This window comes from Microcystis protocystis FBCC-A270 (assembly GCF_050500235.1).
Classification (GTDB): Bacteria; Cyanobacteriota; Cyanobacteriia; order Cyanobacteriales; family Microcystaceae; genus Microcystis; species Microcystis ichthyoblabe_A.
In genome coordinates this window covers 4,495,523-4,518,230 of the sequence record NZ_CP191407.1, presented here as the reverse complement: position 1 = coordinate 4,518,230, position 22,708 = coordinate 4,495,523, and the positions used below count along the sequence as shown (strand labels likewise).

The window sequence follows — 22,708 nt, the reverse complement described above, 5'->3', positions numbered from 1 at the left end:
AGCAGAGGTTTATTGCTAATAGTTTTAGCTCAACAAGCGCAAATTTCTCAAGACCCCTGTAACATAAATTAACATTTATTACAAGAAAACGGGTTTCTCAAAGAAACCCGTTTTCTAAAGAAGTTCTAGGATTGGATTCTTGCCAAAGACTGCTTAAATTCTGCGAGAGAATTAGCGGTAGCTGCTAATTTTAGTAGCTCTTCTAAGATAGTAGGGTTAGTCATTTTGCCGATTATCTCTTCAATTTCTGAAGAAATCTGTCCAAACCGCACAGTTAAAACTGTTTTGATGTCATCGCGGCTTTTTTCTAACGCGCCAATTTCTTTACCAATTTCCTTACCAATTTCCTTACCGATTTCCTTACCGCGTTCTATTCCTCGTAACTCCATATTACTTACTAAAGGCATAGTTCTTTCCTCCTCAAATTGTTTAATTTTACTCTCTAAACTTGACTGCAATTCAGAGGATAAAGTCATCATATTGTCGATGATTTCAAACAGTTTACTAAGTAAGGTAGGTATTACCCACACTACTTATTTATGATGATACTAAAAGACTTCCTACACTCCTCAAAAGAATTTACTATAAGTGCGGCTTTTAACATCTCTTCTAAAACCGAAATAACTGAAGCATCATTGAGACATTGTCCAATATCTCCAGGGATATCGCCTAGTCGGTTTTCCAAAACTTTTTTCACAAAATCACGAGCATTTTCTAACGCTCCAATTTCCTTACCAATTTCCTTACCGCGTTCTATCCCTCGTAACTCCCCAATTTCCTCACCAATTTCTTTACCGCGTTCGATTCCTCGTAACTCCATATTACTCATTAAAGGCATGGTTCTTTCCTCCTCAAATTGTTTGATTTTACTCTCTAAACTTGACTGTAATTCAGGGGATAAAGTCATCATATTGTCGATGATTTCAAACAGTTTAATTATCTGTTCCCTCTCGAACTCCTTTTCATATAATCCCCTGATTAACCTCCACTTCCACTGTTCCCGTTCTGGCAGCTTCCCAGTAGTCGCTTTTGTTTTCAGGTGTGCCATGACTATTATAGCAAAGGGATTGCTACTTGTTTCTAGTTCTGACCAGCTTTCCTCGTAGTCCAGTAATTTGACTGTTGGGAATTTGAGGCTGACTTCACAACCAGCAATGGTATAATTATAGGAATCTGGTCGCCAATTTACTCGTTCATCTCCTAATATAGCGAGACTGATAACCGGTTTCTGATACAAATCAAAGGCACGATAGTTATAAATATACATCCTCTGAGGGAAATTTTCTTCGTACTGACTTTGAATTTCAATATGAATCAAAATCCAGACTTCTTCACCCCTGAGTAACCAAACTTTATAGAGTTTGTCAGCGAAACGTTTTTTTGTCTTTGCTGAAGCGGTAATCCGTTTGAGTTCTTTTTCTAGGGATTCGGGAGTTTTTGTCCAATCAATCAATTGGTGAACTTCAGGAAAGAAGAAGTATAAAAACGCTTCAAAATACTCGCTTAATGCTTCTTTCCAGGGTTCATCATAATTGGCGGTTGTTGGGTTCATTGGAGAAGAAAGTTACTGAGACTATTGTTCTAAAAGTTGATGCAACTCATCAAAAGAATTAACGGTTAATGCCGATTTCAGTAACTCGTCTAAAATCGATAATACAGCAATTTTATCCACAGCTTGCTCAATGTCTATTGGAATGTCACCCAATCGCGTTTTCAGCACCGTTTTAACATAGTTACGAGCATTTTCTAACGCTCCAATTTCCTTACCAATTTCCTTACCAATTTCCTTGCCTATTTCTTTACCGCGTTCTATCCCTCGTAACTCCCCAATTTCCTTACCAATTTCCTTACCGCGTTCTATTCCTCGTAACTCCATATTACTCATTAAAGGCATGGTTCTTTCCTCCTCAAATTGTTTGATTTTACTCTCTAAACTTGACTGCAATTCAGGGGATAAAGTCATCATATTGTCGATGATTTCAAACAGTTTAATTATCTGTTCTCTCTCGAACTCCTTTTCATATAATCCCCTGATTAACTTCCACTTCCACTGTTCCCGTTCTGGCAGCTTCCCAGTAGTCGCTTTTGTTTTCAGGTGTGCCATGACTATTATAGCAAAGGGATTGCTACTTGCTTCTAGTTCTGACCAGTTTTCCTCATAGTCCAGTAATTTGACTGTTGGGAATTTGAGGCTGACTTCACAACCAGCAATGGTATAATTATAGGAATCTGGTCGCCAATTTACTCGTTCATCTCCTAATATAGCGAGACTGATAACTGGTTTCTGATACAAATCAAAGGCCCGATAGTTATAAATATACATCCTCTGAGGGAAATTTTCTTCGTACTGGCTTTGAATTTCAATATGAATCAAAATCCAGACTTCTTCACCCCTGAGTAACCAAACTTTATAGAGTTTGTCAGCGAAACGTTTTTTTGTCTTTGCTGAAGCGGTAATCCGTTTGAGTTCTTTTTCTAGGGATTCGGGAGTTTTTGTCCAATCAATCAATTGGTGAACTTCAGGAAAGAAGAAGTATAAAAACGCTTCAAAATACTCGCTTAATGCTTCTTTCCAGGGTTCATCATAATTGGCGGTTGTTGGGTTCATTGGAGAAGAAAGTTACTGAGACTATTGTTCTAAAAGTTGATGCAACTCATCAAAAGAATTAACGGTTAATGCCGATTTCAGTAACTCGTCTAAAATCGATAATACAGCAATTTTATCCACAGCTTGCTCAATGTCTATTGGAATGTCACCCAATCGCGTTTTCAGCACCGTTTTAATATAGTTACGAGCCTTTTCTAATGCTCCAATTTCCTTACCGCGTTCTATTCCTCGTAACTCCATATTACTCATTAAAGGCATGGTTCTTTCCTCCTCAAATTGTTTAATTTTACTCTCTAAACTTGACTGTAATTCAGGGGATAAAGTCATCATATTGTCGATGATTTCAAACAGTTTAATTATCTGTTCCCTCTCGAACTCCTTTTCATATAATCCCCTGATTAACCTCCACTTCCACTGTTCCCGTTCTGGCAGCTTCCCAGTAGTCGCTTTTGTTTTCAGGTGTGCCATGACTATTATAGCAAAGGGATTGCTACTTGTTTCTAGTTCTGACCAGCTTTCCTCGTAGTCCAGTAATTTGACTGTTGGGAATTTGAGGCTGACTTCACAACCAGCAATGGTATAATTATAGGAATCTGGTCGCCAATTTACTCGTTCATCTCCTAATATAGCGAGACTGATAACCGGTTTCTGATACAAATCAAAGGCACGATAGTTATAAATATACATCCTCTGAGGGAAATTTTCTTCGTACTGACTTTGAATTTCAATATGAATCAAAATCCAGACTTCTTCACCCCTGAGTAACCAGACTTTATAGAGTTTGTCAGCGAAACGTTTTTTTGTCTTTGCTGAAGCGGTAATTCGTTTGAGTTCTTTTTCTAGGGATTCGGGAATTTTTGTCCAATCAATTAGTTGGTGAACTTCAGGAAAGAAGAAGTATAAAAACGCTTCAAAATACTCGCTTAATGCTTCTTTCCAAGGTTCATCATAATTGGCGGTTGTTGGGTTCATGGCAAGTCGCTACCAATTGGAAAGTTAGGCACTCATCTAAATCTATTATTCCCCATAAATATCATCAATGCTACTTGTCGTCACAAAACTTCCCATTAGAGCAACCTATAGTCATTTCAATTAAGATTGAGAATATCAATCCCAGAGTTCCTAAGGATTTTGTCGGTCTAGACTGTATCATACTTATCTGAAATGACTATAGGTCATCGTTTTCAGACTTAATCGACAAATAGTGCCAATTCAAAGTAGTATCTGGAATTTTCTAGTTAACCTTTTAGGGAGTCTCATTGCTTACACTTATCATCCTATTAAGCCTTCTCTGGATTTAGAGGCAAAAGACTTCCCTGCTCTACCTTCTGCCCTTTTTTAACTTCATCGAACTCACATTTTCTCCCTGTCAGCTTTCACCGACATTCAGCAAAACCTAGGTAAAAAAATTAATTTTTTCAATCAACAATCTCGAATTCTATTGACTGCTCTTGGGCAAAATTATAGGTAAAATGATCGATAATATTAGTATCGCTCAATTCGAGATTATAAAAATTGATCTCTGGTTGATCAAAAAGTGGGCCAGCGTGCCAAGTTCCCACCTCTAATTTAATAAAACAGTCCCCGGGGATGCGAAAAACCTTTAATTTTTCTAAATCTGGTTGAGGATGAGGACTAGGGGGGGCCACTCCTAAAAACCACTCTTGTCCCCCCAAAGAACCAAGACATTGGGTACATTGACTATGACGAGTAATTCGCTTAAATTTACGTCCGCGAGTCTGTAAATGCATAATATAAAAACGTGGCACACCATTTTTTAAATGCAGTTGTGCATCGCTTTCATCAAACAGTTTCCCGTCATGGCCAGGGGTTATTAATTGACCGTAGGGACGGAAACTCTCGGCGGTAATTAGTTGCGATGCCAGGGGACGAACGGTAATCGAATTACTCATAAAAATTACTGCTGACTAACAGTTATAGCTGTACCATCTCGGAGAGAAAGAATATTATTAACAGCAATTCTTTCCCCGGCATTTACTCCAGAAATAACCTGATAAGCTTGCCCTTGAATCGTGCCGACTTGAATGGGTTTTTGTCTAACCACTAAACGCTCCTTGGCATTTTCTTGACCTTCTTTAGCCTTTTCTTTTTCGGCCACAAAAACAAAATTTTGCGCCCCGATGCTAGTCACTGCCGTGGTGGGAACTAATACCCCCGGTTTTTGATCCCAAATTAACCGCGCCCGCACATATTGGTTATTGCGAAGACTGCCATCATTAGTAAAGGCAAATTTCACTAAAACCGATTGGGTAGCTTGGGAAACGGTGGGGGAAATAAAAGTTACTTGACCGCGAACCCCCGGGCTGCCATCGGGATTAATAATTTCCACGGGCAACCCGACGCGCAGACGCGGTTGTAATTCCACGGGAATCTGCACATTTAGTTCCAAAGTTTTATTGTTAGTTAACGAGGTTAATTCTTCACCCAGGGAGATAATATCGCCGACTTTTCTTTGATTAAAATCGCCGACAAAACCATCAATCGGGGCGGTAATGGTGTTAAAAACTAAATTCTGACGCGTCGCCCCTAATTGTCCCTCAGCGCTGGCTACTGCCGCTTGACGACTGTTCACTGTTGCCGCCGCCGCCGCCACCTGTTGCCCTGAGGCTAATTCGTTTTGAATAGCGATATTTAATGCTTCTTTGTTTGCCTGTAGGGTAGCTCTAGCCGCCGTCACCTGTTGACGGGCCGCATCACGATTTTGAGACCGGGCCTCTACTTCTGCCTTGGCGGCCTGAATGTCGCGGCGGCGATCATCTAAGTCCTGTTGGGGCTGTGCGCCTTGTTTAACCAGAAATTCGGCTCTTGTTAGGTTTTTTTCCGCCAAATCTAAATTAGCTCTCGCTCTCTGTAAATCGGCTTCGGCGGCGCTCAAGGTGGCGATCTGACTTTTAACATTGGCTTCAGCATTGGCCACATTTGCCCGATTCTGGGCAATTTGGGCTTTATTTGCCCTCGCTTGCGCTTGTCTTTGCCTTAAATCCGCCTCAGACGCATTCAGGTTCGCTTTGGCCGAATTTACCTGGCCGATGCCGGCGTTTACCTGTTGCTGTTGTTGTTCGGGATCCAATTCGGCGATTTTTTGTCCCTGAGTTACCTGATCGCCAGATTTAACGAAAATAGAGCGAATCCGACCAGTAATCTGAGGAGAGACGCTAACACGCTGTTGGGCGATCAAAGTACCGACAAATTCGCTACTTTGCACTAATTTGTCGGTGCCGAGGGTTTGCAGTTTGACGGGAACAGCCGCCGGTCCGGTGGCCTGGGGGCCCTGGGGGGCGCAACCAGTGACAATTAGGGAAACGGCGATCGACGAACCGATCGCTCTCGATACGTTAACGGATCGTTTAATCATTGTTAAATTTAGGGAGTTTTGGCAGAAAAAGTGCTAGTAAATCGGAAAAAAAGGGAAGGTGAGGAGAGAAGCTTTTCCTTAAATTTTACTCTACAGAATTGATCGCCGTGATTATTAAACCTATGGCATAATTAATTTTTGAGGGTTCAAAAACGGCAAAAATAAGGATTAAATTGCATAAAATCCGTAAATAGACTATTTAATTGATTATTGTTCATTCTTAATTCTCCTGACTACTGACTACTGACTACTGACTACTGACTCCTAACCCTAACAACAATTTTTGATTTTTACAAGAGGTCTATTGTTTGCTTTGCCCTAAGCTAACAATATTACAGGTGACTAATCTTTGGGCGAGGGTGGTGTATTCTAGACGACCACCGGCGATCTGATATTCGTCCCGGGGCGCCGGCAGATGACCGACGGGAGCATTGAGGGTATAGTTAAGATTTTCTTTAAAAATAATCCAATCACCATCTTTACGCCAACCGATGCGATCGCCAAAAGTTTGAAAATTTTCGATCGCCACTAAGCGCCCCGGTCGATTACCTGTCTCGATAAAAATACGAAATTGGGTACTGAAACTAAAACGACCCCCGGAAGCTTCTTTCCAGAGTTGATCCATCTTTTGCAGATCCCAACAGGCCAATTTTTGCAGGTCTTCCATGGTAAACCAGCCCTGTAATTCCCGTCCGGTCGCTTTCAGCATTAAATTACGGGTTTCATCGTTAGCTTGTCGCCAATTTTGTTGAGCGAGGAAATTTTTCAGGCGAGTGTAATTAATGCCCGTGGTCGGTGATACCATTTCCCCAGAGGTGGCAGTCTGGGCAACGATCGCCGGCAAGGGATTGAGAAATAAAGCGATCGCGAGAGTGACCTGACACAAGGAAAAATTAATTCTCATAAACCCTATTTATTAACTTGATGCAAAGAAATCCTACAATAGCATAGACGAAATTTGCCGTTTTTACCGCCTCCTCAACTCCTATGGCTTTCACTTGGATCCGACACCACATTTTGGGATTGCAAGACTGGCAACCGGAAGAATACCAAACCCTGCTACAAACGGCCTCTAGTTTTCGTGAAGTTCTTTCCCGACGTACCAAGAAAGTGCCGGCCCTACAAGGTCAAGTGGTGACAAATCTTTTTTTTGAACCTTCCACCCGCACCCGTAGTAGTTTTGAACTAGCGGCGAAACGTCTTTCGGCCGATGTTCTCAATTTTGCCCCGGGTAGTTCCAGTTTGACTAAGGGGGAAACGATTCTCGATACCGCTTTAACCTATGTGGCCATGGGTACGGATATTTTTGTTATCCGACATCAACAGTCGGGGGTTCCCGATTTAATTGCCGCAGAAATGGATCGTTTGCAGTCGGGGGTCAGTATTCTTAATGCTGGGGACGGTCAACACGAACACCCCTCCCAGGGACTTTTAGACCTGTTTACGATCTGTTGTCTGTTAGATGAGGAAAATCCCCGTTTAGAACTGTTAGAGGGCAAAAAAATCGCTATTGTCGGGGATATACTCCATTCTCGTGTGGCTCGTTCCAATATCTGGAGTTTAACCACGGCAGGGGCGGAAGTACATTTGTCCGCACCCCCTACCCTACTGCCGAAATATTTTGGGGAATTGTGCGATCGCCTATTTCTCCACTGGGATTTAGAACCAGCTTTAGAAAAGGCCGATTTTGTGATGACCCTGCGACTGCAAAAAGAACGAATGACTGCCAATCTTTTGCCCAGTTTACGCGAATATCATCAAAGTTTTGGCATTACTCGTCCTCGTTTGCAATCCTGTCAACCAGGGGTGAAAGTACTTCATCCAGGTCCTGTGAATCGGGGAGTGGAAATTAGTTCCGATTTGATGGACGATCCCGATTTTAGTCTGATTTCCCAACAAGTTACCAGTGGTGTTGCTGTTAGAATGGCTTTGTTATACCTCATTGGTAATCTTCGCGGCGACCGGTAAAAGCTTCTCAGGGATTTGCTCTTTTAGTCTGGTTTCATTGAAACAATCCTAAAGTTTTTGTCAAGGTAAATATCATACTTTCTTCCTCCCTCACACACAGCATCTTCTGCTTCAAACTGGTTAGTCTCAACATCAAATTTCATCTCTTTAGGATTCCTACAGCCCTGTTTTAGCAAAGCATCGGTCAACTGCGATTTTTCTTCCGGGGTCAAAGCTCGATAATCACTGCTATTAGCTTGACCTGCATAGATTGACATTCCTATAATGCTAAGAGATAGTAAGCTTATGATCGATTTGGTCTTCATTTTTTCAACTTCCTGAATACAATAAAAACATCATTCAAGGGGTTTTAAACCCAAATTTTCGGTAATTAGTTCGGCGCGATTACCGATCAACTATATCTTAGGGGAAGCATACTTGGATGGCAATAAGTATAAATACTCAAGCTATCCCTAGGGCTTTTCTAGAAACTTTGACCGATACCGAATTCCGTTCTCAAGGGACTAGATATGGCGACCTACTCCTCTCTTTTTTAACTAGGTTTGGCTGAATAAATCTAAAAACCTGGTTGGATAATATCTTTAGGCTTTTTTGAAATCAAAAAGTGCGATCATCAACCCCAGAAGCCTTACAGAATGAGGGTTTGAACAGAGCGCTCGCCTCGAAGCACAAACCACATTGATTATACCTCATCTTTGAGAAAAACGCTGAAATTAACCAAGCGACAAAAGATAAAGATTCGGATTAAGTTAATTGAGAACTATTATTATAATTCTCTCAGAATATGCTAGAATGCTTTTCTATACCTCACCGAAAAGTAAAACCCTTGTTCTTGCAGTGAATTTCCGGAATTATCGACAGAAACTAACGGAATCCCGTAATCTAAACGAACAGTTAAACCATTAGCCACTAACCAGCGTAAACCTAATCCTATCCCTCCTAAAGTAGCAGGATCGGGATCAGGAAGTAAATTATTTCATCCAGTCCCCCCCTCAACAAATGAGGTAATTTGGGTTCTTCCGAACTTACCATATAAAATCAACTAGCAAAATGCCAATTTAATAAACATCTAAGACTAAAGTTTTTAAAGTTTCTAAATCCATAGCCTCTCCTTTTAATCACCTTCAGTTTATTGTTAATTCCTTCCACTGTTCCCTGGGGGCTCTTCTAGGTTCTGTGTGATAAGTTTAACTTACTATATGATCGATCTTTGTGTCCTTTGTGTCTTTGTGGTTCGTTCCACCCCCTCGCTAGGAGGAATGTATCTTAGAATACATTTTACCCACCAAACCTGGGAGAGCCTCCCTGGGTTGTTCGGTTATCAAAATAGGCAGTTATTTCGTCAATCCAGCGACGAATTGTCTGGCAGCTTTTAGGAAAGTAAGCCATCGCCTTTTTTATCCAATCGCTCAAGGCAAATAATCCCTCATTCCCCTCCGTATTTTTCTCAAATACTTCTCTAAATTACTCTTTTAATTTGTGCATTTCCCCAAGTTTTGGAGACACTTTATATACTTCTTCCAATATTGCATCGCAAGTTTATGTCGGTCAAACTGTATCTGTTACCCCTTCTTTTGTCTGCATAGTGGGTAATCAAAATACGGATTATGAGGTAGATTTTCGCTTATTTGAATTTAATGAGCAAGGAAAAATTAAACAAAGGAGAGAAACGTTAAGATTTCAACAAAAAGGAGGAATTCATAACTTTTCTTTTCCCAGTAATCAAACCCCTTTAGAAGTGGGTAAAAAGTATTTATGGCAAGTCGCTATTCGTCAAAGTCCTGACGTTTGGATGATTCAACGAGCAGAATTCCGAGTGGTTGAAATACCCATTCATTTAAGTCAACCACCAATTCAAAAAACTGAACAAGCAGAACGCTATGCCGAAAATGGGTTATGGTATGATGCTTTAATGACGAGCTTATCTTCAACCCATCAAGGAGAATTAAACCCTCAAGTTTCCAATTTTATTAAATCTCTTGTAGAATCTGAACATTTAGATCCATCTGAAGGGGTTGATGCCAAAATTATTACTCGACGAAATAACACTTTAATAAAACTGGCAGAATATTACAAATAGGCTTAATTTTTGTTGCAATCCTATGAGTAAGGGTATAATTAAACTAAGAAATCAACATTTTCAGCTAAAGCCATGCAATTAGCCTTAGAACAAATTATCGTCAATCCCGGTCAACAGTTACTTTTAAAAGAGCTTAACTGGCAAAAATTTGAGACAATATTATCAGAATTAGGAGAAAGTCGTGCTTCTCGGTTATCCTACAGTAACGGAATATTAGAAATTATGGTACCTTTACCCGAACATGAAAAAGATAAAGAAATCATTAGTTATATGGTTCAGTTTTTGTTAGAAGCACTCAATATTGATTTTGAACCGTTAGGATCAACAACATTTAAAAACGAGCGGATGAATCAAGCGGTTGAACCTGATGCCTGTTTTTATATTAAAAACTATCAAGCCGTTATTGGCAAAAATAGACTTAATTTAGAAAGTGATCCCCCCCCCGATTTAGTCCTAGAAATTGATATTACTTCCCGTACTTATTTAGATAATTATCGACAGTTATGTGTTCCCGAACTGTGGCGTTATACTCAAAGTGGCCTACAGATTAATTTATTACAAGAAGGAGAATATATTGAGTCTTTAAGCAGTCCCAATTTTCCTCAGATCCCGATTATTGAATTAATTAATCAATTTGTTAAACAAAGTCAACAAGTAGGGAGAAGTGAAGCCATCAGAAACTTTAAAAATTGGCTGACGGAAAATATAGATAATAGTTGAAAAATCCTAACATTTTCGACTAAGATAAATTCGTCCGTCGAGAGTTGTATAAACCCCTTGCGGTTCAATGATCAGTTTATTACTAGAATCTAGTTCACAAAAATAGATTAGATCATTGTTTTGAGCAGGGAATTTTTTAACCTCAGTGGGTGTGGATAAATCAGACAGGACAGAGGTTACAGCCGTTGGTGCTAGTTCTGAAAGTACCATGATTATTCATTCCTCGTAGTTCGATTTTTACTTTGATGATTAATCAATTCACCGAGGCCGATTAAAATTCTAGAAACTAGCAGAATGAGAGCCTCTTGATTAAGAAAATATCCCGTAGAGGCTGTTAAAAAGTTACTGTTTTCTTGTCAGTTAAATTTTGTTAAGATAATGCCCAAAAACTACAATTTATGGTAGGAAAAGAGGTAAGTCGAAACCGAGTTTGATTTTTGCTTACTCTAAATCAGAAAGGGCATTGGGCAAGATTAGCTAACTATCCCTTTTTTGCCTCTTCCAGGTCATGATAATGCTGATAAGCGCCGATTTCGGGGTTAAAGGGGGCGATTTCTTCAGTTACAGTTAATCCCAAACCTTCTAACATTGCTTGTAGGACAGAATCGGGGGCCAGACGCAGATAATCGGGGTTAATTTCTAGGGCTACATGACGATTACCGAGGTGATAGGCCGCTTTGAGGAGTAAATCGGTTGAAGGGGCGGTAATAGTGATAACTGGTTCGGGTTTAGCGATAATTTGAACAATTTCGCCGTTTTCTCCCCGCAGGAAATCGCGATCCTGTAGAATGGTGCCGCGAGGTAAACGAAAACAGAGGGAAAAACCTTCGGGACTGTCGAGACGATAACGGCTGCGGGTGCGTTCTTCGGCCGTAAGTAGGAGGCTAAAAACCACCGTTTCTGGGGGAGGTGGACTAGCGGTATGACGGGGGGGTAAGCGCTCGGTAAAAGTTAACATGATATTGGTCAATGGGAAAAAACATTCTTATTGTAGCCCTGACTCCAACTTGACCGGAAAAACTGAGGAACTTTTTCTATTTATTTTCCCGCTGCAGACGAATCATCTCATTTTGTACCCGTCGTCTCAAGTTATCATCGCTACGAACCCGATTAGTAATGGCGTTAAATTCAGTCGCATTCAGTCCACTGTCTTGGACAATCTTTTTTGAGTTATTACAATAATCGACGGCAATTTTTTGGGCATTAGCGGGAAGATTATTAAAGCTTTCCCGTTGGTTACAGGTAATTGCTGGGGGAATTTTGCCTAAAATTTGCGAAATTGCCTGATAAGCTTGTTTTCTTTGGGTTTCGATCAACAAAACTGCGGTCGCATAACGTTTAATTTGGTCAGCCGTAAAATCTTGAGTATAAGCGGAAGACCGGAAACTAACCACCGCCGTCGTCCAAGAAAATTCGGGAATCACACCGCCAAGAATGGCGATTACTGCCAAAAAAGTCACGATAAAAGAACGTCTTAAGCTTTGACCTAGATCGGCTAGGGGATAGCAGTAAATCACCATGCGAGTTTGTCGCTGAATAGATAATGATAGCAAACTTTCCAGTTAAATCCTGCTTTTTTGAATATTTTTAACGATCATAAGTTCCAATTCTAGCGAATATCTCCTGGGTATGAACCTTAATTTTTGGGCAGAAATTGCTTTGGTAAACTTTTTTAACGTTTTTGGGGGCAAAATTAGTCAAAAATCTGGGAGAGAACCGATGAACGATTTTTGGGAAGTTAGGATGCCTATCGCTTTTAGAGAATATTTATCGGCAATTTAGCTTGCTAATCTCTTTTTATTAGCTTATATCGCCGTAAATCTCTCGCTTATTCCCTTTTGTCTCTCCTCTTACCGGGGAATCGGGGGGAAATCTAGATAAATTAAAGGTTTCAGCGATTCCGATCGAGACAATTCCCGCTTAGAATAATGCAGTGGAATATATAGCCAATGAGGATTTGAGGCTTTATTTAGTGATCTCGATCCTGGCGAGTCCTCAACAGGGGAACCATAATAAACTACTGACAACCACCCTAAACTCAGAAAAACCGCAAAAAAAGGAGTTAGCGCATGAATAAAGGTGAATTAATCGATCAAATCGCTCTCAAAGCCTCTGTGACCAAAAAACAAGCAGATGCTGTTCTCACTGCCGCCATCGAAACCATTATCGATGCGGTTTCTGAGGGGGACAAAGTAACCCTAGTAGGATTCGGTTCCTTCGAGGCCCGGGAACGTCAGGCCCGGGAAGGACGCAACCCAAAAACCGGCGATAAGATGGAGATTCCGGCTACTCGCGTCCCGGCTTTCTCGGCGGGTAAACTGTTTAAAGACAGAGTGGCTCCGGATAAGGAATAATTACTGTTGAGTTTCGTTCGCTGTAAGTCTTTTGCCTAGACCTAAACATGGTGGTAATCTTGACTGGGCGGCCGCAATTGCTGGCTGTCCGGTTTCCTCTATTCTCGATTTTTCTGCCAGTATCAACCCCCTCGGTCCACCGGAAAGCGCCCTAACCGCTATTAAAAGCCATTTAACCAGTCTGACTCGTTATCCTGACCCCGCGTATTGGCAGTTGCGTTCTGCCCTCGGTCAATGGCACAATATCGGACCAGATTGGATTCTCCCGGGCAATGGTACGGCTGAGTTATTAACCTGGGCTGGTCGGGAATTGGCCTCATTTGATAGTGTTTATGTACTAACACCCGCTTTTAACGATTACGAACGGGCCTTAAAAAGTTTTGGTGGAAAAATCTGCCAACATTCCCTAGATTTAACCAGTTTAAAGCCGGTTAATCCCGAAAAACAAGGCTTATTACTTAATAATCCCCATAATCCCACCGGGAAACTCTGGACGGTGGCGGCCATTCGTCCCTATCTATCGCAATTTGGTTTGGTGGTAGTGGATGAAGCTTTTATGGATTTTTTACCCCCGCCACAACAGGAGAGTTTAATATCTCTGTTGCCGGAATATCCCAATCTCGTGATTTTGCGTTCCCTAACTAAATTTTACAGTCTCCCCGGTTTGCGTCTAGGATACGTCCTCGCTCATCCCGATCGCCTGTTACAATGGCAAAGATGGCGCGATCCTTGGTCGGTGAATAATTTGGCTGTGGTTGCCGCTATTGCGGCAATTGAAGATAGGGATTTTCAACAACAAACTTGGGATTGGTTAACGGCAGCCCGCCAGGATTTATGGCAGGGATTAGCTAATTTTCCGCAATTACAGCCCCAAACCAGTGCCGCTAACTTCCTCTTAGTACAATCTCAATCTTCCTGTTTACCCCTACAGGAAGCTTTATTAAAATATCATCGAATTTTTATCCGCGATTGTCTCAGTTTCCCCGAATTGGGCAGCAATTATTTTCGGGTCGCTGTCCGTTTACCGGCAGAAAATCAACGATTATTATCGGCTTTAGAGAGTGTTTTAGCTGCGTCTGAGGATGTCAATGTCTGATATTAACAACAAAAAGGCTCCCGCCAACTAGACGGGAGCCGCTGCCATCGAACTAACCGAAATTAGTCGAGGTCAGGCATTGCCAATGCGGGTTCAGTCTCGCGGTCAATTCCTTTCTCGAAACCGGCGGCGGCGGCGCGAGCGCGTCCAGCGTGCCAGAGGTGTCCAATCAGGAAGAAGAAGGCGAGGGTGAAGTGAGAGGTAGCCAACCAAGCGCGAGGAGACACATAGTTAAACGAGTTAACGTCAGTGATAACCCCACCCACAGAGTTCAAGGAACCTAAAGGAGCGTGGGTCATGTATTCAGCCGCGCGGCGCACTTGCCAGGGTTGTACGTCATTTCTGATTTTGTCGAGGTCTAAACCGTTAGGACCGCGGAGGGGTTCTAACCAGGGACCGCGGAAATCCCAGAAACGCATGGTTTCACCACCGAAGATGATTTCGCCAGTGGGAGAGCGCATCAGGTACTTACCTAGACCGGTGGGGCCTTGGGCAGAAGCGACGTTAGCACCTAAGCGTTGGTCACGCACCAAGAAGGTGAAAGCTTGAGCTTGGGAAGCTTCCATGCCGGTCGGACCGTAGAATTCACTGGGATAGGCGGTGTTGTTAAACCAAACGTAAACGGCGGCGATAAAGCCCATCATGGAAAGAGCGCCCAAGCTGTAGGACAGATAGGCTTCTCCAGACCAGATGAAAGCGCGACGCGCCCAGGCAAAAGGTTTGGTGAGAATGTGCCAGATACCGCCAGCGATACAGATTAAGCCAATCCAGATGTGACCGCCGATGATATCTTCCATGTTGTTGACGCTGATAATCCAGCCTTCGCCACCGAAGGGAGCTTTGGTCAGATAACCAAAGATAACTGCGGGGTTGAGGGTAGGATTAGTGATGATGCGGACATCACCGCCACCGGGGGCCCAGGTATCGTAGACACCGCCAAAGAACATGGCTTTAAATACCAACAACAGCGCACCACAACCCAAGAGAATTAGGTGATAACCGATGATGTTGGTCATTTGGTTTTTGTCTTTCCAGTCGTAACCGAAGAAATTAGAGTATTCCTCTAGGGTTTCCGGTCCGCGGATAGCGTGGTAGATACCACCAAAACCGAGTACAGCCGAAGAAATTAAGTGCAGAACACCAGCGACGAAGTAGGGGAAGGTATCGACTACTTCACCACCCGGACCGACCCCAAAACCGAGGGTAGCTAAGTGGGGGAGCAGGATTAAACCCTGTTCGTACATCGGTTTTTCGGGGATAAAGTGGGCGGTTTCAAACAGGGTCATTGCCCCGGCCCAGAAAACGATTAAACCAGCGTGGGCGACGTGAGCGCCGAGCAGTTTACCGGAGAGGTTGATAAGACGAGCGTTACCAGACCACCAAGCGAAGCCGGTGGAACTTTGGTCACGACCACTAGCGGTAGGGATATTAGAGAGCGTTACCACGCGGGAGAACCTCCTCAGGGAAGATAAAGTTTTCGTGGGGTTGGTCTTGGGGAGCCATCCAAGCTCTCAGACCTTCGTTAAGCAGAATATTTTTAGTGTAGAAGGTTTCAAATTCCGGGTCTTCCGCCGCTCTCAATTCCTGAGAAACGAAGTCATAGGCCCGTAGATTAAGAGCTAATCCCACCACACCCACAGCACTCATCCATAAACCAGTCACGGGGACAAAGAGCATGAAGAAGTGTAACCAACGTTTGTTGGAGAAAGCGATGCCGAAGATTTGCGACCAGAAACGGTTCGCAGTGACCATGGAGTAGGTTTCTTCCGCTTGGGTGGGTTCAAAAGCTCGGAAAGTGTTGGAACCTTCACCGTCTTCAAACAGGGTATTTTCTACGGTCGCTCCGTGAATAGCACAGAGAAGCGCACCACCGAGGATACCAGCTACACCCATCATGTGGAAGGGGTTGAGGGTCCAGTTGTGGAAGCCTTGGAAGAAGAGAATAAAACGGAAGATACCAGCCACGCCGAAGCTAGGGGCAAAGAACCAGCTAGACTGACCGAGGGGGTACATCAGGAAGACACTGACGAACACCGCAATCGGGCCAGAGAAGGCGAGGGCGTTGTAGGGACGAATGCCGACTAAACGGGCGATTTCAAACTGACGCAGCATGAAGCCAATCAGGCCGAAAGCACCGTGGAGAGCGACAAAGGGCCATAAACCGCCGATTTGACACCAACGGGTGAAGTTACCTTGGGCTTCCGGTCCCCAGAGAAAGAGGATGGAGTGACCGAAGGCATCGGCGGGGGTGGAGACGGCTACAGTCAGGAAGTTGCCGCCTTCCAGGTAGGAACTGGCTAACCCGTGGGTGTACCAGGAGGTGACGAAGGTGGTGCCGGTTAACCATCCACCTAGGGCCATGAAGGCGCAGGGGAAGAGTAGTAAACCAGACCAACCGATGAAGACGAAACGGTCTCTTTTGAGCCAGTCATCGAGAGCATCAAACAGCCCTCTTTCTGGGGCGCGTCCGACAGCAATGGTCATGGGTATTTTTCCTCTTGCTTAACTGAAATCACGGGCAAGATTTCTTAACTTTTTTGAGTCTGGGATTACTCCCATTGTCTTATAAGATGGCGCGATCGATTGACTGGATTAGCTTAACTAAACTAGCTGCGATCGCTCGTTAATCCTCACAAACTGTAAAAGATTAACGTTTCTTAAACTAGCACAAGCTAGACAATAATTTCGAGTTCGGTAAGACTTTGGTTCCTTGCGGCCTCTATCTACCTTTAACTATTATTAGCAAAAAATTACAAATCTATACAACTTGACTCATAATTGATTTTTTATACACACAAAAACTTTTTTGTCAATGAGTATTTATATTCATTTTTTTAATTGATCGCCATTCCCAATCCTCTAGGGGTTGCTCTAGCAATTGACAATCAAAGCATTCCTCGGCGGCGGTTTTCAGGGTAGCGATAATTGTCTCTAGGGTCAAATCTGGGGCTAAATTGAGCTTTTGAGGGGCAGCACTGGCGAAAACTTGCTCAAACAGCGAATTATCTTGCTCTAACACCATCGAACCATGTTGGAGAACCGAGGAACCCCGTTGCAGTTGGGCGCTCCCAATAAATTTATTTCCCCAATTATCGACTAAATCCGCACCGGTAGCTGTACCGAAACAGTTAGCAGAATGGATATATCCCCGGCCGGCAGCACCGTAGGACAATTCTAGACCGAGATTTTGCCAGCCTGTGATTAAAAATTGACAGATTTGACAGTAAACTTTCCTAACATTCCCCTTCATCCCCGAATTTACCACCATATAAGTCAAATCCCCCTGATGTAGTACGGCCCGGCCACCGGTAGGACGACGAACTAGGGAGATTTTTTGACCTTGCCAAGTCAAATCACGCCAAAAATCGGGATATTGCCGTTGATGATAGCCCAAGGAAATAGCTGGGGGCGACCATTGATAAAAACGCAGAGTCGGGGGATGATGACCACAACGGTGTTGTTCTAGTAACCAAGAATCGATCGCCATTTGTAGCTCTGCCGATGAGATAATTGGAGGGATATAACGCCAAATTTTAGCTGCCACCAAAGGATTCTCGTAACATTTCATCATTATTATCTGCTACCGTCGCCACGAGAGTAATTGCTCGGGAAATCTCCCCGGGAGACAAATCGGCCACAGTACGCTGAGAAATCACCACCACCTGATCATTCATAATGGCAAAATGAGATTCAAAGGTTTCGGCACAATTCATCGCTAATAACTTGCGGGTTAATCCCAATTCATCCTGAACAGGCAATTTCAGCACAGAAGACCACACCGTGAGAAAATCATCATCGCTTTCCCCAGTTAACTGCACAAATACCTCAACGCTACCATACTGAAACTTCCACAGATAACCTTTTTCTGTATGTTGTACCATAGCAGTATCATTCTGCTGCAGAGTAGAAATAACCATTTCAATCATTTCTTGGTGACTGCTCGTACTAGCCAGAAATTCATCGGTCATTGACTCTATTGCTTCTGAAGTCGCTAAACTTTCTGTGGTCATAAAAATTCCCTAAACTCGATCGATCACAATCTTATCCCAAGAGAAAAGTAAAAAGTCAAAAAAATCGGGGAAAATACTGGTTACAACCCAGCACTGACGATATTTTTCAGCAGTCTGGATGGTAGAATATTGATTGCTGGTCTGTACCTGAACCAGAAGCCAGTATCATTACCTTGCCACCAAATTTCAGAAAAGAGGCTCTCAAAATGTCCTTGGCTGAACTCAAATCTCAAATCCAGGAACTTTCAAAAATTGACAAGCTGCGACTAATGCAATTCTTGGCCACTGAGCTTGTCAAAGAAGAGAACGGAGACTTTTTTGTAGAAGGTCAAGAGTACCCAATCTGGTCTCCCTATGGCTGTTCTGAAGCGGCCAACACCTTAATGAACCTTCTGGCTACAAAACAAAAAGAACAGAATGCTTGATGGTCAAAAATTTCCCTACAAAATTATTGACACCAGTTCCAGCATGGTTGACCGAATGCCATATGTGCCTATAACGCTGGGTCTGAATGGGCGCTCCTTAAACACCGAAGGTTTGATTGATACGGGAGCAAGTGTCAACGTTCTACCCTACGAGTTGGGCCTACAACTAGGCTTTATCTGGGAGAATGAAAATCTTTCGGTTATCTTGGCTGGGAACTTAGCCCATTGTCAAGCTCGTGCCGTCGTTGTTGAAGGCCAAGTTAACCCATTCCCCACCGTTAATCTAGCATTTGCCTGGACTCAAGCTCCTAGTACACCTTTAATTTTGGGGCAGGCTAATTTCCTTTTTGAGTTTGATGTTTGTTTTTCCCGTTCGCAGTCTGAATTTGCAGTTCGCCCCAGAACGGTTGTATAAAAAGGGGTGAGCTACGGTCTAACTATCCGCTTGCACAGCGACCGTATGAAACTCATTAAGATTTTAGCTAGGTGGACAAGCTTCTAGCTTGATTTCTGGGGAAGTCTGCGGAACGATAACCGAACAATCTCTAATCCCAATTACTCAAAATTTTATGAAGCATTTGAGTAAACACCTAACTTGATCGATGACAATGGCTCTATCCCGTTCTAGCTGTCAATAATTATGCAAAGTCTTTTTCAACGTTCCCTAACTGAGACCAATTCTGGGGAAGAAGATACCCGTAGTCGTATTCTACAGGCCGCTTTACGTTTATTTGCCGCTAAGGGTTATGAAGGAACCACGACCAAAGACCTAGCAGGAAAAGCAAATGTGGCAGAAGGAACTTTATTTCGTTATTTTCCCAACAAAAAGGCGATTTTAATCGAAGTGGCCACTAGGGGATGGGTGGACATTCTCACCGACTTGCTGACGGAATTGAGCGAAATGGGCAGTTATAAAGCGGTAGCGCAGGTGATGCGACGTAGGGTGTTGAGAATGCGAGAAAATAGCGATTTATTGCGAGTTTGTTTTATAGAGGCACAATTTCACCCCGAATTAAAAGAGCGGATTCAATCGGAGGTAATTGCTAAAATGACCGATGTGGCTGAGGCTTTTTTTCAAACAGCGATCGATCGTGGTATCTATCGTCCCATGAATCCGAAAATTGTAGCCCAGGTTTTTCTAGGAATGTTCGCAATTGCCGGTTTTTCTAGTGAAACTATTTTAGATAGTAATGCTTCCCCCTTAGCTTTACAAGAAATGGCCGAAGGTATTGCCGAAATTTTTCTGAATGGAGTGTTAGTTAAGTAGTCGTGCAAAATTAATTTCCTAGTCGAGACTCCGAGACTCCGAGACAGCTAATCTAAGGATAGGCGGTTAAAATCCGTTTTAGCTTACTTAAGTAGGGTTTACGGCAAAAAGTTTATTGGTGGGGTTAGGAGTCGGTCGTCAGGAGTCAGTAGCCGGTCGTCGGGAGGGGAAGTAAGAATAACAGAATGACCTCTTTAACTTAGACAATGGTGAAGTAAAAGTCGTTAACAATATCCCAGAATTACTCGAATTATCTATAGATAATCCCAATAAATTTAAAGAACACATGGACAGAGGAGATTTTGAGCGTTGGCTGGATAATATAGAGATAGGAGAAACAGAACTAGCAAATATAGCTCAGGCAACTCGAGAGAAGAATGATGATGAGCGCCTACATTATTTTCTCAGAGAATGCTGTCTAGTCTTGATTGAGAGAAACCCTTAATATTTCCTAACAAAAACTTGATTTGATCGCCAACTAACTGCAAGATAAAGAAAGAACGAATGAGATAGGAATTTACAAGGGGACAAAAATTAAAATCTTTCTGATTTCAAGCTACCAACGACCAGCGCTAGTCACTGAAAACTGAAACCTGAAAACTGAAAACTGAAACCTGAAAACTGAAACCTGATAACTGATAACTGATAACTGATAACTGATAACTGATAACTGATAACTGAAATGACTCGATCCTATTTTGCTACCACCGCTAGGGGACTAGAAGAAATTGCCGCTAGGGAATTAGAATTCCTAGGGGCCAAAGAAGTGAAACCAGTATTCACCGGAGTCCATTTTCAGGGGGATATCTCCCTACTCTATCGAGTCAATCTTTGGTCAAGAATTATTTTTCGGGTTTTGGTTCCCATTGCCGAAATTCCCTGTGGGGATGGGAAGGAACTGTATGATGGTATTCAAGCCATTGATTGGCGAGATTATCTCAGCAGTGAGGAAACTTTAGCGGTACAATGTACGGGAACGAATGATCGCCTCAATCACACCCATTACACCGCTTTAAGCATCAAAAACGCTATTATCGACCAACAGCGTCAACAGGGCAATCCCCGTTCCTTTGTGGATACAGAAAACCCCGACCTGCAAATTAACGCTCATATCGAGAAAAATCGCTGTGTGCTTAGTTTAGATAGTTCTGGCCACAGTTTACATCGTCGCGGGTATCATCGGGCCATGGGAGTCGCACCTCTGAAAGAAAGTCTTGCCGCTGCTTTGGTAGAATTATCAGCATGGCAGGATGATATGGTGCTTTTGGACCCTTTCTGTGGTTCGGGAACCATTGTCATCGAAGCGACGTTAAAAGCTTTAAATATTGCCCCCGGTTTATCCCGTTCCCAGTTCGGATTCCAGAAATGGCCAGACTATCAACCGGATTTATGGCAATCTTTGCTTCAGGAAGCTAAAGAAAAACAAAAATTTCAGCTAAATGCGCCAATTTATGCTAGTGATGCCGATTATGAGGTTTTGCGTCAGGCCGAGGATAACGCCTATTTTTGTCAAGTGCAGGACTATATTAATTTTAGCTTGCAAAGCATCACCGACTTAGAACCGACGAGCGATCGAGGGATTATTCTCTGTAATCCCCCTTACGGCAAAAGATTGGGCAATACCGAAGAATTAGGGGCCTTATATAAATCCTTCGGTGATGTCTTAAAACAGAGGTTTAAGGGTTGGACAGCCTATATTTTATCGGGAAACAAAGAACTGACTAAACAAATCGGTCTGCGTTCTTCCCGTCGCACTCCCTTGTATAACGGTTCTTTGCCCTGTACCCTCTTAAAATATGAGTTGTATTAACTACATCAAAACCTTGAGACTGTCAAGAGCTAAATGAACATTTTGACGAACTGAGGCAGCCGAAGTGTGTAGATCCAGACGTTCAGCATCGGTCAAACGCACTTCCAGAATACTTTCCACACCCCGACATCCTAGGCGACAGGGAACCCCCAGATAGACATCCTGTAAACCGTATTCACCCTTAAGATAGGCTGCCGCCGGCAGTAAACGGGATTGATTTCTCAATATCGTCTCGACCATGGTACAGGCAGAGGAAGCAGGGGCATAATAAGCGCCGCCAGTTTGCAGTAATTTGACGATTTCAGCCCCACCGTTGCGAGTTCTCTCCACTAAACGGTTAATTGTTATCTCGTCCATTAATTCGGTAATCGGCACACCACTGACGGTACAGTAACGGGGTAGGGGCAACATTAAATCACCGTGACCACCCAAAACCATAGCATGAACGTCGGCGGTACTAACCCCCAATTCCATGGCGATAAAGGTTTGTAAACGGGAAGAATCGAGGACTCCGGCCATTCCCATCACTCTTTGGGGGGGTAAACCGGTCGATTGCCAGACTAGATAGGTCATCACATCCAGGGGATTAGTGATGACAATAAAAATGGCTTCCGGAGAATACTTGAGGCATTTAGTGGCGGCCTCGACGACAATTTTAGCATTGACATTCATGAGATCATCGCGACTCATGCCCGGTTTTCTGGCTAATCCAGCCGTAATCACGACAATATCCGAGCCTGCCGTGTCTTCGTAGTTATTAGTGCCAATAATCTCGCTGTCGTGCAGTTCTATGCCCTGAGCTTCCATCAAATCTAGGGCAATACCCTGGGGCAAACCATTGACGATATCGAGGAGAACCACATCGGCGAGGTTTTTTTCGGCGATGCGTTGGGCCAGGGTGCGTCCGACGTTACCGGCACCAATAACCGAGACTCGGGGCGATTGGCAGGGGATGAGTGTATCGTAGAAGTCAACCATGATTTATGGATGAGGC

Annotated in this window: 25 protein-coding genes and 3 pseudogenes; 10 read left to right on the top strand and 18 right to left on the bottom strand. The window is 43.2% G+C overall.

The features are described from left to right. Window positions 1–125: 125 nt before the first annotated feature. From ACQY1X_RS22130 to ACQY1X_RS22100, 7 genes and pseudogenes are all read right to left on the bottom strand, one after another. Window positions 126–503: pseudogene (locus ACQY1X_RS22130) on the bottom strand (hypothetical protein); the annotation flags it as partial. Between the two features lie 26 nt (window positions 504–529). Next, entirely contained in the window at window positions 530–1,552 is a 1,023-nt protein-coding gene (locus tag ACQY1X_RS22125; protein ID WP_069475326.1) for a hypothetical protein, read from the bottom strand. A 21-nt stretch (window positions 1,553–1,573) separates the two neighbouring features. Next, entirely contained in the window at window positions 1,574–2,608 is a 1,035-nt protein-coding gene (locus ACQY1X_RS22120; RefSeq protein ID WP_430013561.1) for a hypothetical protein, read from the bottom strand. A gap of 21 nt (window positions 2,609–2,629) precedes the next feature. Next, window positions 2,630–3,580, bottom strand: coding sequence for a hypothetical protein (locus ACQY1X_RS22115; RefSeq protein WP_430013560.1), 951 nt, complete (start codon window positions 3,578–3,580; stop codon window positions 2,630–2,632). A 446-nt stretch (window positions 3,581–4,026) separates the two neighbouring features. Beyond that, on the bottom strand, window positions 4,027–4,521 hold the full coding sequence (locus ACQY1X_RS22110) for an ureidoglycolate lyase (RefSeq protein ID WP_430013559.1): 495 nt from the start codon (window positions 4,519–4,521) through the stop codon (window positions 4,027–4,029). Window positions 4,522–4,526: 5 nt separating this feature from the next. Further along, entirely contained in the window at window positions 4,527–5,984 is a 1,458-nt protein-coding gene (locus tag ACQY1X_RS22105) for an efflux RND transporter periplasmic adaptor subunit (protein ID WP_002750991.1), read from the bottom strand. A gap of 301 nt (window positions 5,985–6,285) precedes the next feature. Then, entirely contained in the window at window positions 6,286–6,888 is a 603-nt protein-coding gene (locus ACQY1X_RS22100; RefSeq protein WP_002739340.1) for a GUN4 domain-containing protein, read from the bottom strand. An 83-nt stretch (window positions 6,889–6,971) separates the two neighbouring features. On the opposite strand from ACQY1X_RS22100, the gene ACQY1X_RS22095 reads away from it, so the two are divergent. Then, window positions 6,972–7,952 carry an aspartate carbamoyltransferase catalytic subunit gene (locus ACQY1X_RS22095; protein WP_002738968.1) on the top strand — a complete coding sequence of 327 codons (981 nt, stop codon included), beginning with the start codon at window positions 6,972–6,974 and terminating at the stop codon, window positions 7,950–7,952. Window positions 7,953–7,975: 23 nt separating this feature from the next. Here ACQY1X_RS22095 and ACQY1X_RS22090 read toward each other — a convergent pair whose 3' ends face one another. The 3 genes and pseudogenes from ACQY1X_RS22090 to ACQY1X_RS22080 form a co-directional block, all read right to left on the bottom strand. Beyond that, entirely contained in the window at window positions 7,976–8,257 is a 282-nt protein-coding gene (locus ACQY1X_RS22090) for a hypothetical protein (RefSeq protein WP_002790909.1), read from the bottom strand. 733 nt (window positions 8,258–8,990) lie between these two features. Next, a pseudogene (locus ACQY1X_RS22085) lies at window positions 8,991–9,107 on the bottom strand (transposase); the annotation flags it as partial. A gap of 147 nt (window positions 9,108–9,254) precedes the next feature. Further along, a pseudogene (locus ACQY1X_RS22080) lies at window positions 9,255–9,476 on the bottom strand (transposase); the annotation flags it as partial. On the opposite strand from ACQY1X_RS22080, the gene ACQY1X_RS22075 reads away from it, so the two are divergent. Together ACQY1X_RS22075 and ACQY1X_RS22070 are read left to right on the top strand one after the other, a co-directional pair. Continuing rightward, a complete protein-coding gene (locus ACQY1X_RS22075; RefSeq protein ID WP_199309477.1) occupies window positions 9,430–10,032 on the top strand; it encodes a DUF928 domain-containing protein in 603 nt (200 codons plus the stop codon). The pseudogene ACQY1X_RS22080 and the gene ACQY1X_RS22075 sit on opposite strands and share 47 nt — an antisense overlap. Window positions 10,033–10,104: 72 nt before the next feature. After that, the gene (locus ACQY1X_RS22070) at window positions 10,105–10,752 is read left to right on the top strand and encodes a Uma2 family endonuclease (protein ID WP_430015147.1); all 648 of its coding nucleotides are present in this window, start codon (window positions 10,105–10,107) and stop codon (window positions 10,750–10,752) included. Between the two features lie 6 nt (window positions 10,753–10,758). Here ACQY1X_RS22070 and ACQY1X_RS22065 read toward each other — a convergent pair whose 3' ends face one another. The 3 genes from ACQY1X_RS22065 to ACQY1X_RS22055 form a co-directional block, all read right to left on the bottom strand. Next, window positions 10,759–10,962, bottom strand: coding sequence for a hypothetical protein (locus ACQY1X_RS22065; RefSeq protein ID WP_016516461.1), 204 nt, complete (start codon window positions 10,960–10,962; stop codon window positions 10,759–10,761). A 271-nt stretch (window positions 10,963–11,233) separates the two neighbouring features. Continuing rightward, window positions 11,234–11,710: an urease accessory protein UreE gene (gene ureE, locus ACQY1X_RS22060; protein ID WP_002747017.1), complete on the bottom strand. Its 477-nt coding sequence runs from the start codon at window positions 11,708–11,710 to the stop codon at window positions 11,234–11,236. Window positions 11,711–11,786: 76 nt separating this feature from the next. Then, window positions 11,787–12,272, bottom strand: coding sequence for a DUF4168 domain-containing protein (locus tag ACQY1X_RS22055; protein WP_002738674.1), 486 nt, complete (start codon window positions 12,270–12,272; stop codon window positions 11,787–11,789). A gap of 109 nt (window positions 12,273–12,381) precedes the next feature. Here ACQY1X_RS22055 and ACQY1X_RS22050 point away from each other — a divergent pair, with 109 nt between their 5' ends. The 3 genes from ACQY1X_RS22050 to cobD all read left to right on the top strand — a co-directional run bounded on the left by ACQY1X_RS22050 (window position 12,382) and on the right by cobD (window position 14,202). Then, the gene (locus ACQY1X_RS22050) at window positions 12,382–12,534 is read left to right on the top strand and encodes a hypothetical protein (protein WP_223211012.1); all 153 of its coding nucleotides are present in this window, start codon (window positions 12,382–12,384) and stop codon (window positions 12,532–12,534) included. A 287-nt stretch (window positions 12,535–12,821) separates the two neighbouring features. After that, entirely contained in the window at window positions 12,822–13,106 is a 285-nt protein-coding gene (locus ACQY1X_RS22045; RefSeq protein WP_002739253.1) for an HU family DNA-binding protein, read from the top strand. Window positions 13,107–13,137: 31 nt separating this feature from the next. Then, the gene (gene cobD / locus ACQY1X_RS22040; protein ID WP_002790903.1) at window positions 13,138–14,202 is read left to right on the top strand and encodes a threonine-phosphate decarboxylase CobD; all 1,065 of its coding nucleotides are present in this window, start codon (window positions 13,138–13,140) and stop codon (window positions 14,200–14,202) included. A 62-nt stretch (window positions 14,203–14,264) separates the two neighbouring features. Here cobD and psbC read toward each other — a convergent pair whose 3' ends face one another. The 4 genes from psbC to ACQY1X_RS22020 form a co-directional block, all read right to left on the bottom strand. Beyond that, window positions 14,265–15,647: a photosystem II reaction center protein CP43 gene (gene psbC / locus ACQY1X_RS22035; RefSeq protein ID WP_002801320.1), complete on the bottom strand. Its 1,383-nt coding sequence runs from the start codon at window positions 15,645–15,647 to the stop codon at window positions 14,265–14,267. Beyond that, window positions 15,631–16,686, bottom strand: coding sequence for a photosystem II D2 protein (photosystem q(a) protein) (gene psbD, locus ACQY1X_RS22030; protein WP_002737445.1), 1,056 nt, complete (start codon window positions 16,684–16,686; stop codon window positions 15,631–15,633). Before psbD ends, psbC begins: the two co-directional genes overlap by 17 nt. Window positions 16,687–17,011: 325 nt before the next feature. Beyond that, on the bottom strand, window positions 17,012–17,773 hold the full coding sequence (locus ACQY1X_RS22025) for a lipoate--protein ligase family protein (protein WP_002778839.1): 762 nt from the start codon (window positions 17,771–17,773) through the stop codon (window positions 17,012–17,014). Beyond that, on the bottom strand, window positions 17,736–18,212 hold the full coding sequence (locus ACQY1X_RS22020; RefSeq protein WP_130758437.1) for a YbjN domain-containing protein: 477 nt from the start codon (window positions 18,210–18,212) through the stop codon (window positions 17,736–17,738). The genes ACQY1X_RS22025 and ACQY1X_RS22020 overlap by 38 nt, the downstream gene beginning before the upstream one ends. 206 nt (window positions 18,213–18,418) lie before the next feature. Here ACQY1X_RS22020 and ACQY1X_RS22015 point away from each other — a divergent pair, with 206 nt between their 5' ends. The 4 genes from ACQY1X_RS22015 to ACQY1X_RS22000 all read left to right on the top strand — a co-directional run bounded on the left by ACQY1X_RS22015 (window position 18,419) and on the right by ACQY1X_RS22000 (window position 21,714). Next, entirely contained in the window at window positions 18,419–18,637 is a 219-nt protein-coding gene (locus tag ACQY1X_RS22015) for a hypothetical protein (protein WP_002747030.1), read from the top strand. Further along, a complete protein-coding gene (locus tag ACQY1X_RS22010; RefSeq protein WP_016516458.1) occupies window positions 18,630–19,052 on the top strand; it encodes a hypothetical protein in 423 nt (140 codons plus the stop codon). Before ACQY1X_RS22015 ends, ACQY1X_RS22010 begins: the two co-directional genes overlap by 8 nt. A 225-nt stretch (window positions 19,053–19,277) precedes the next feature. Then, a complete protein-coding gene (locus tag ACQY1X_RS22005) occupies window positions 19,278–19,904 on the top strand; it encodes a TetR/AcrR family transcriptional regulator (RefSeq protein ID WP_002747032.1) in 627 nt (208 codons plus the stop codon). A gap of 682 nt (window positions 19,905–20,586) precedes the next feature. Beyond that, the gene (locus ACQY1X_RS22000; RefSeq protein ID WP_002738408.1) at window positions 20,587–21,714 is read left to right on the top strand and encodes a THUMP domain-containing class I SAM-dependent RNA methyltransferase; all 1,128 of its coding nucleotides are present in this window, start codon (window positions 20,587–20,589) and stop codon (window positions 21,712–21,714) included. Here ACQY1X_RS22000 and mdh read toward each other — a convergent pair whose 3' ends face one another. Continuing rightward, on the bottom strand, window positions 21,715–22,692 hold the full coding sequence (mdh, locus tag ACQY1X_RS21995; protein ID WP_002738829.1) for a malate dehydrogenase: 978 nt from the start codon (window positions 22,690–22,692) through the stop codon (window positions 21,715–21,717). Window positions 22,693–22,708: the final 16 nt, after the last annotated feature.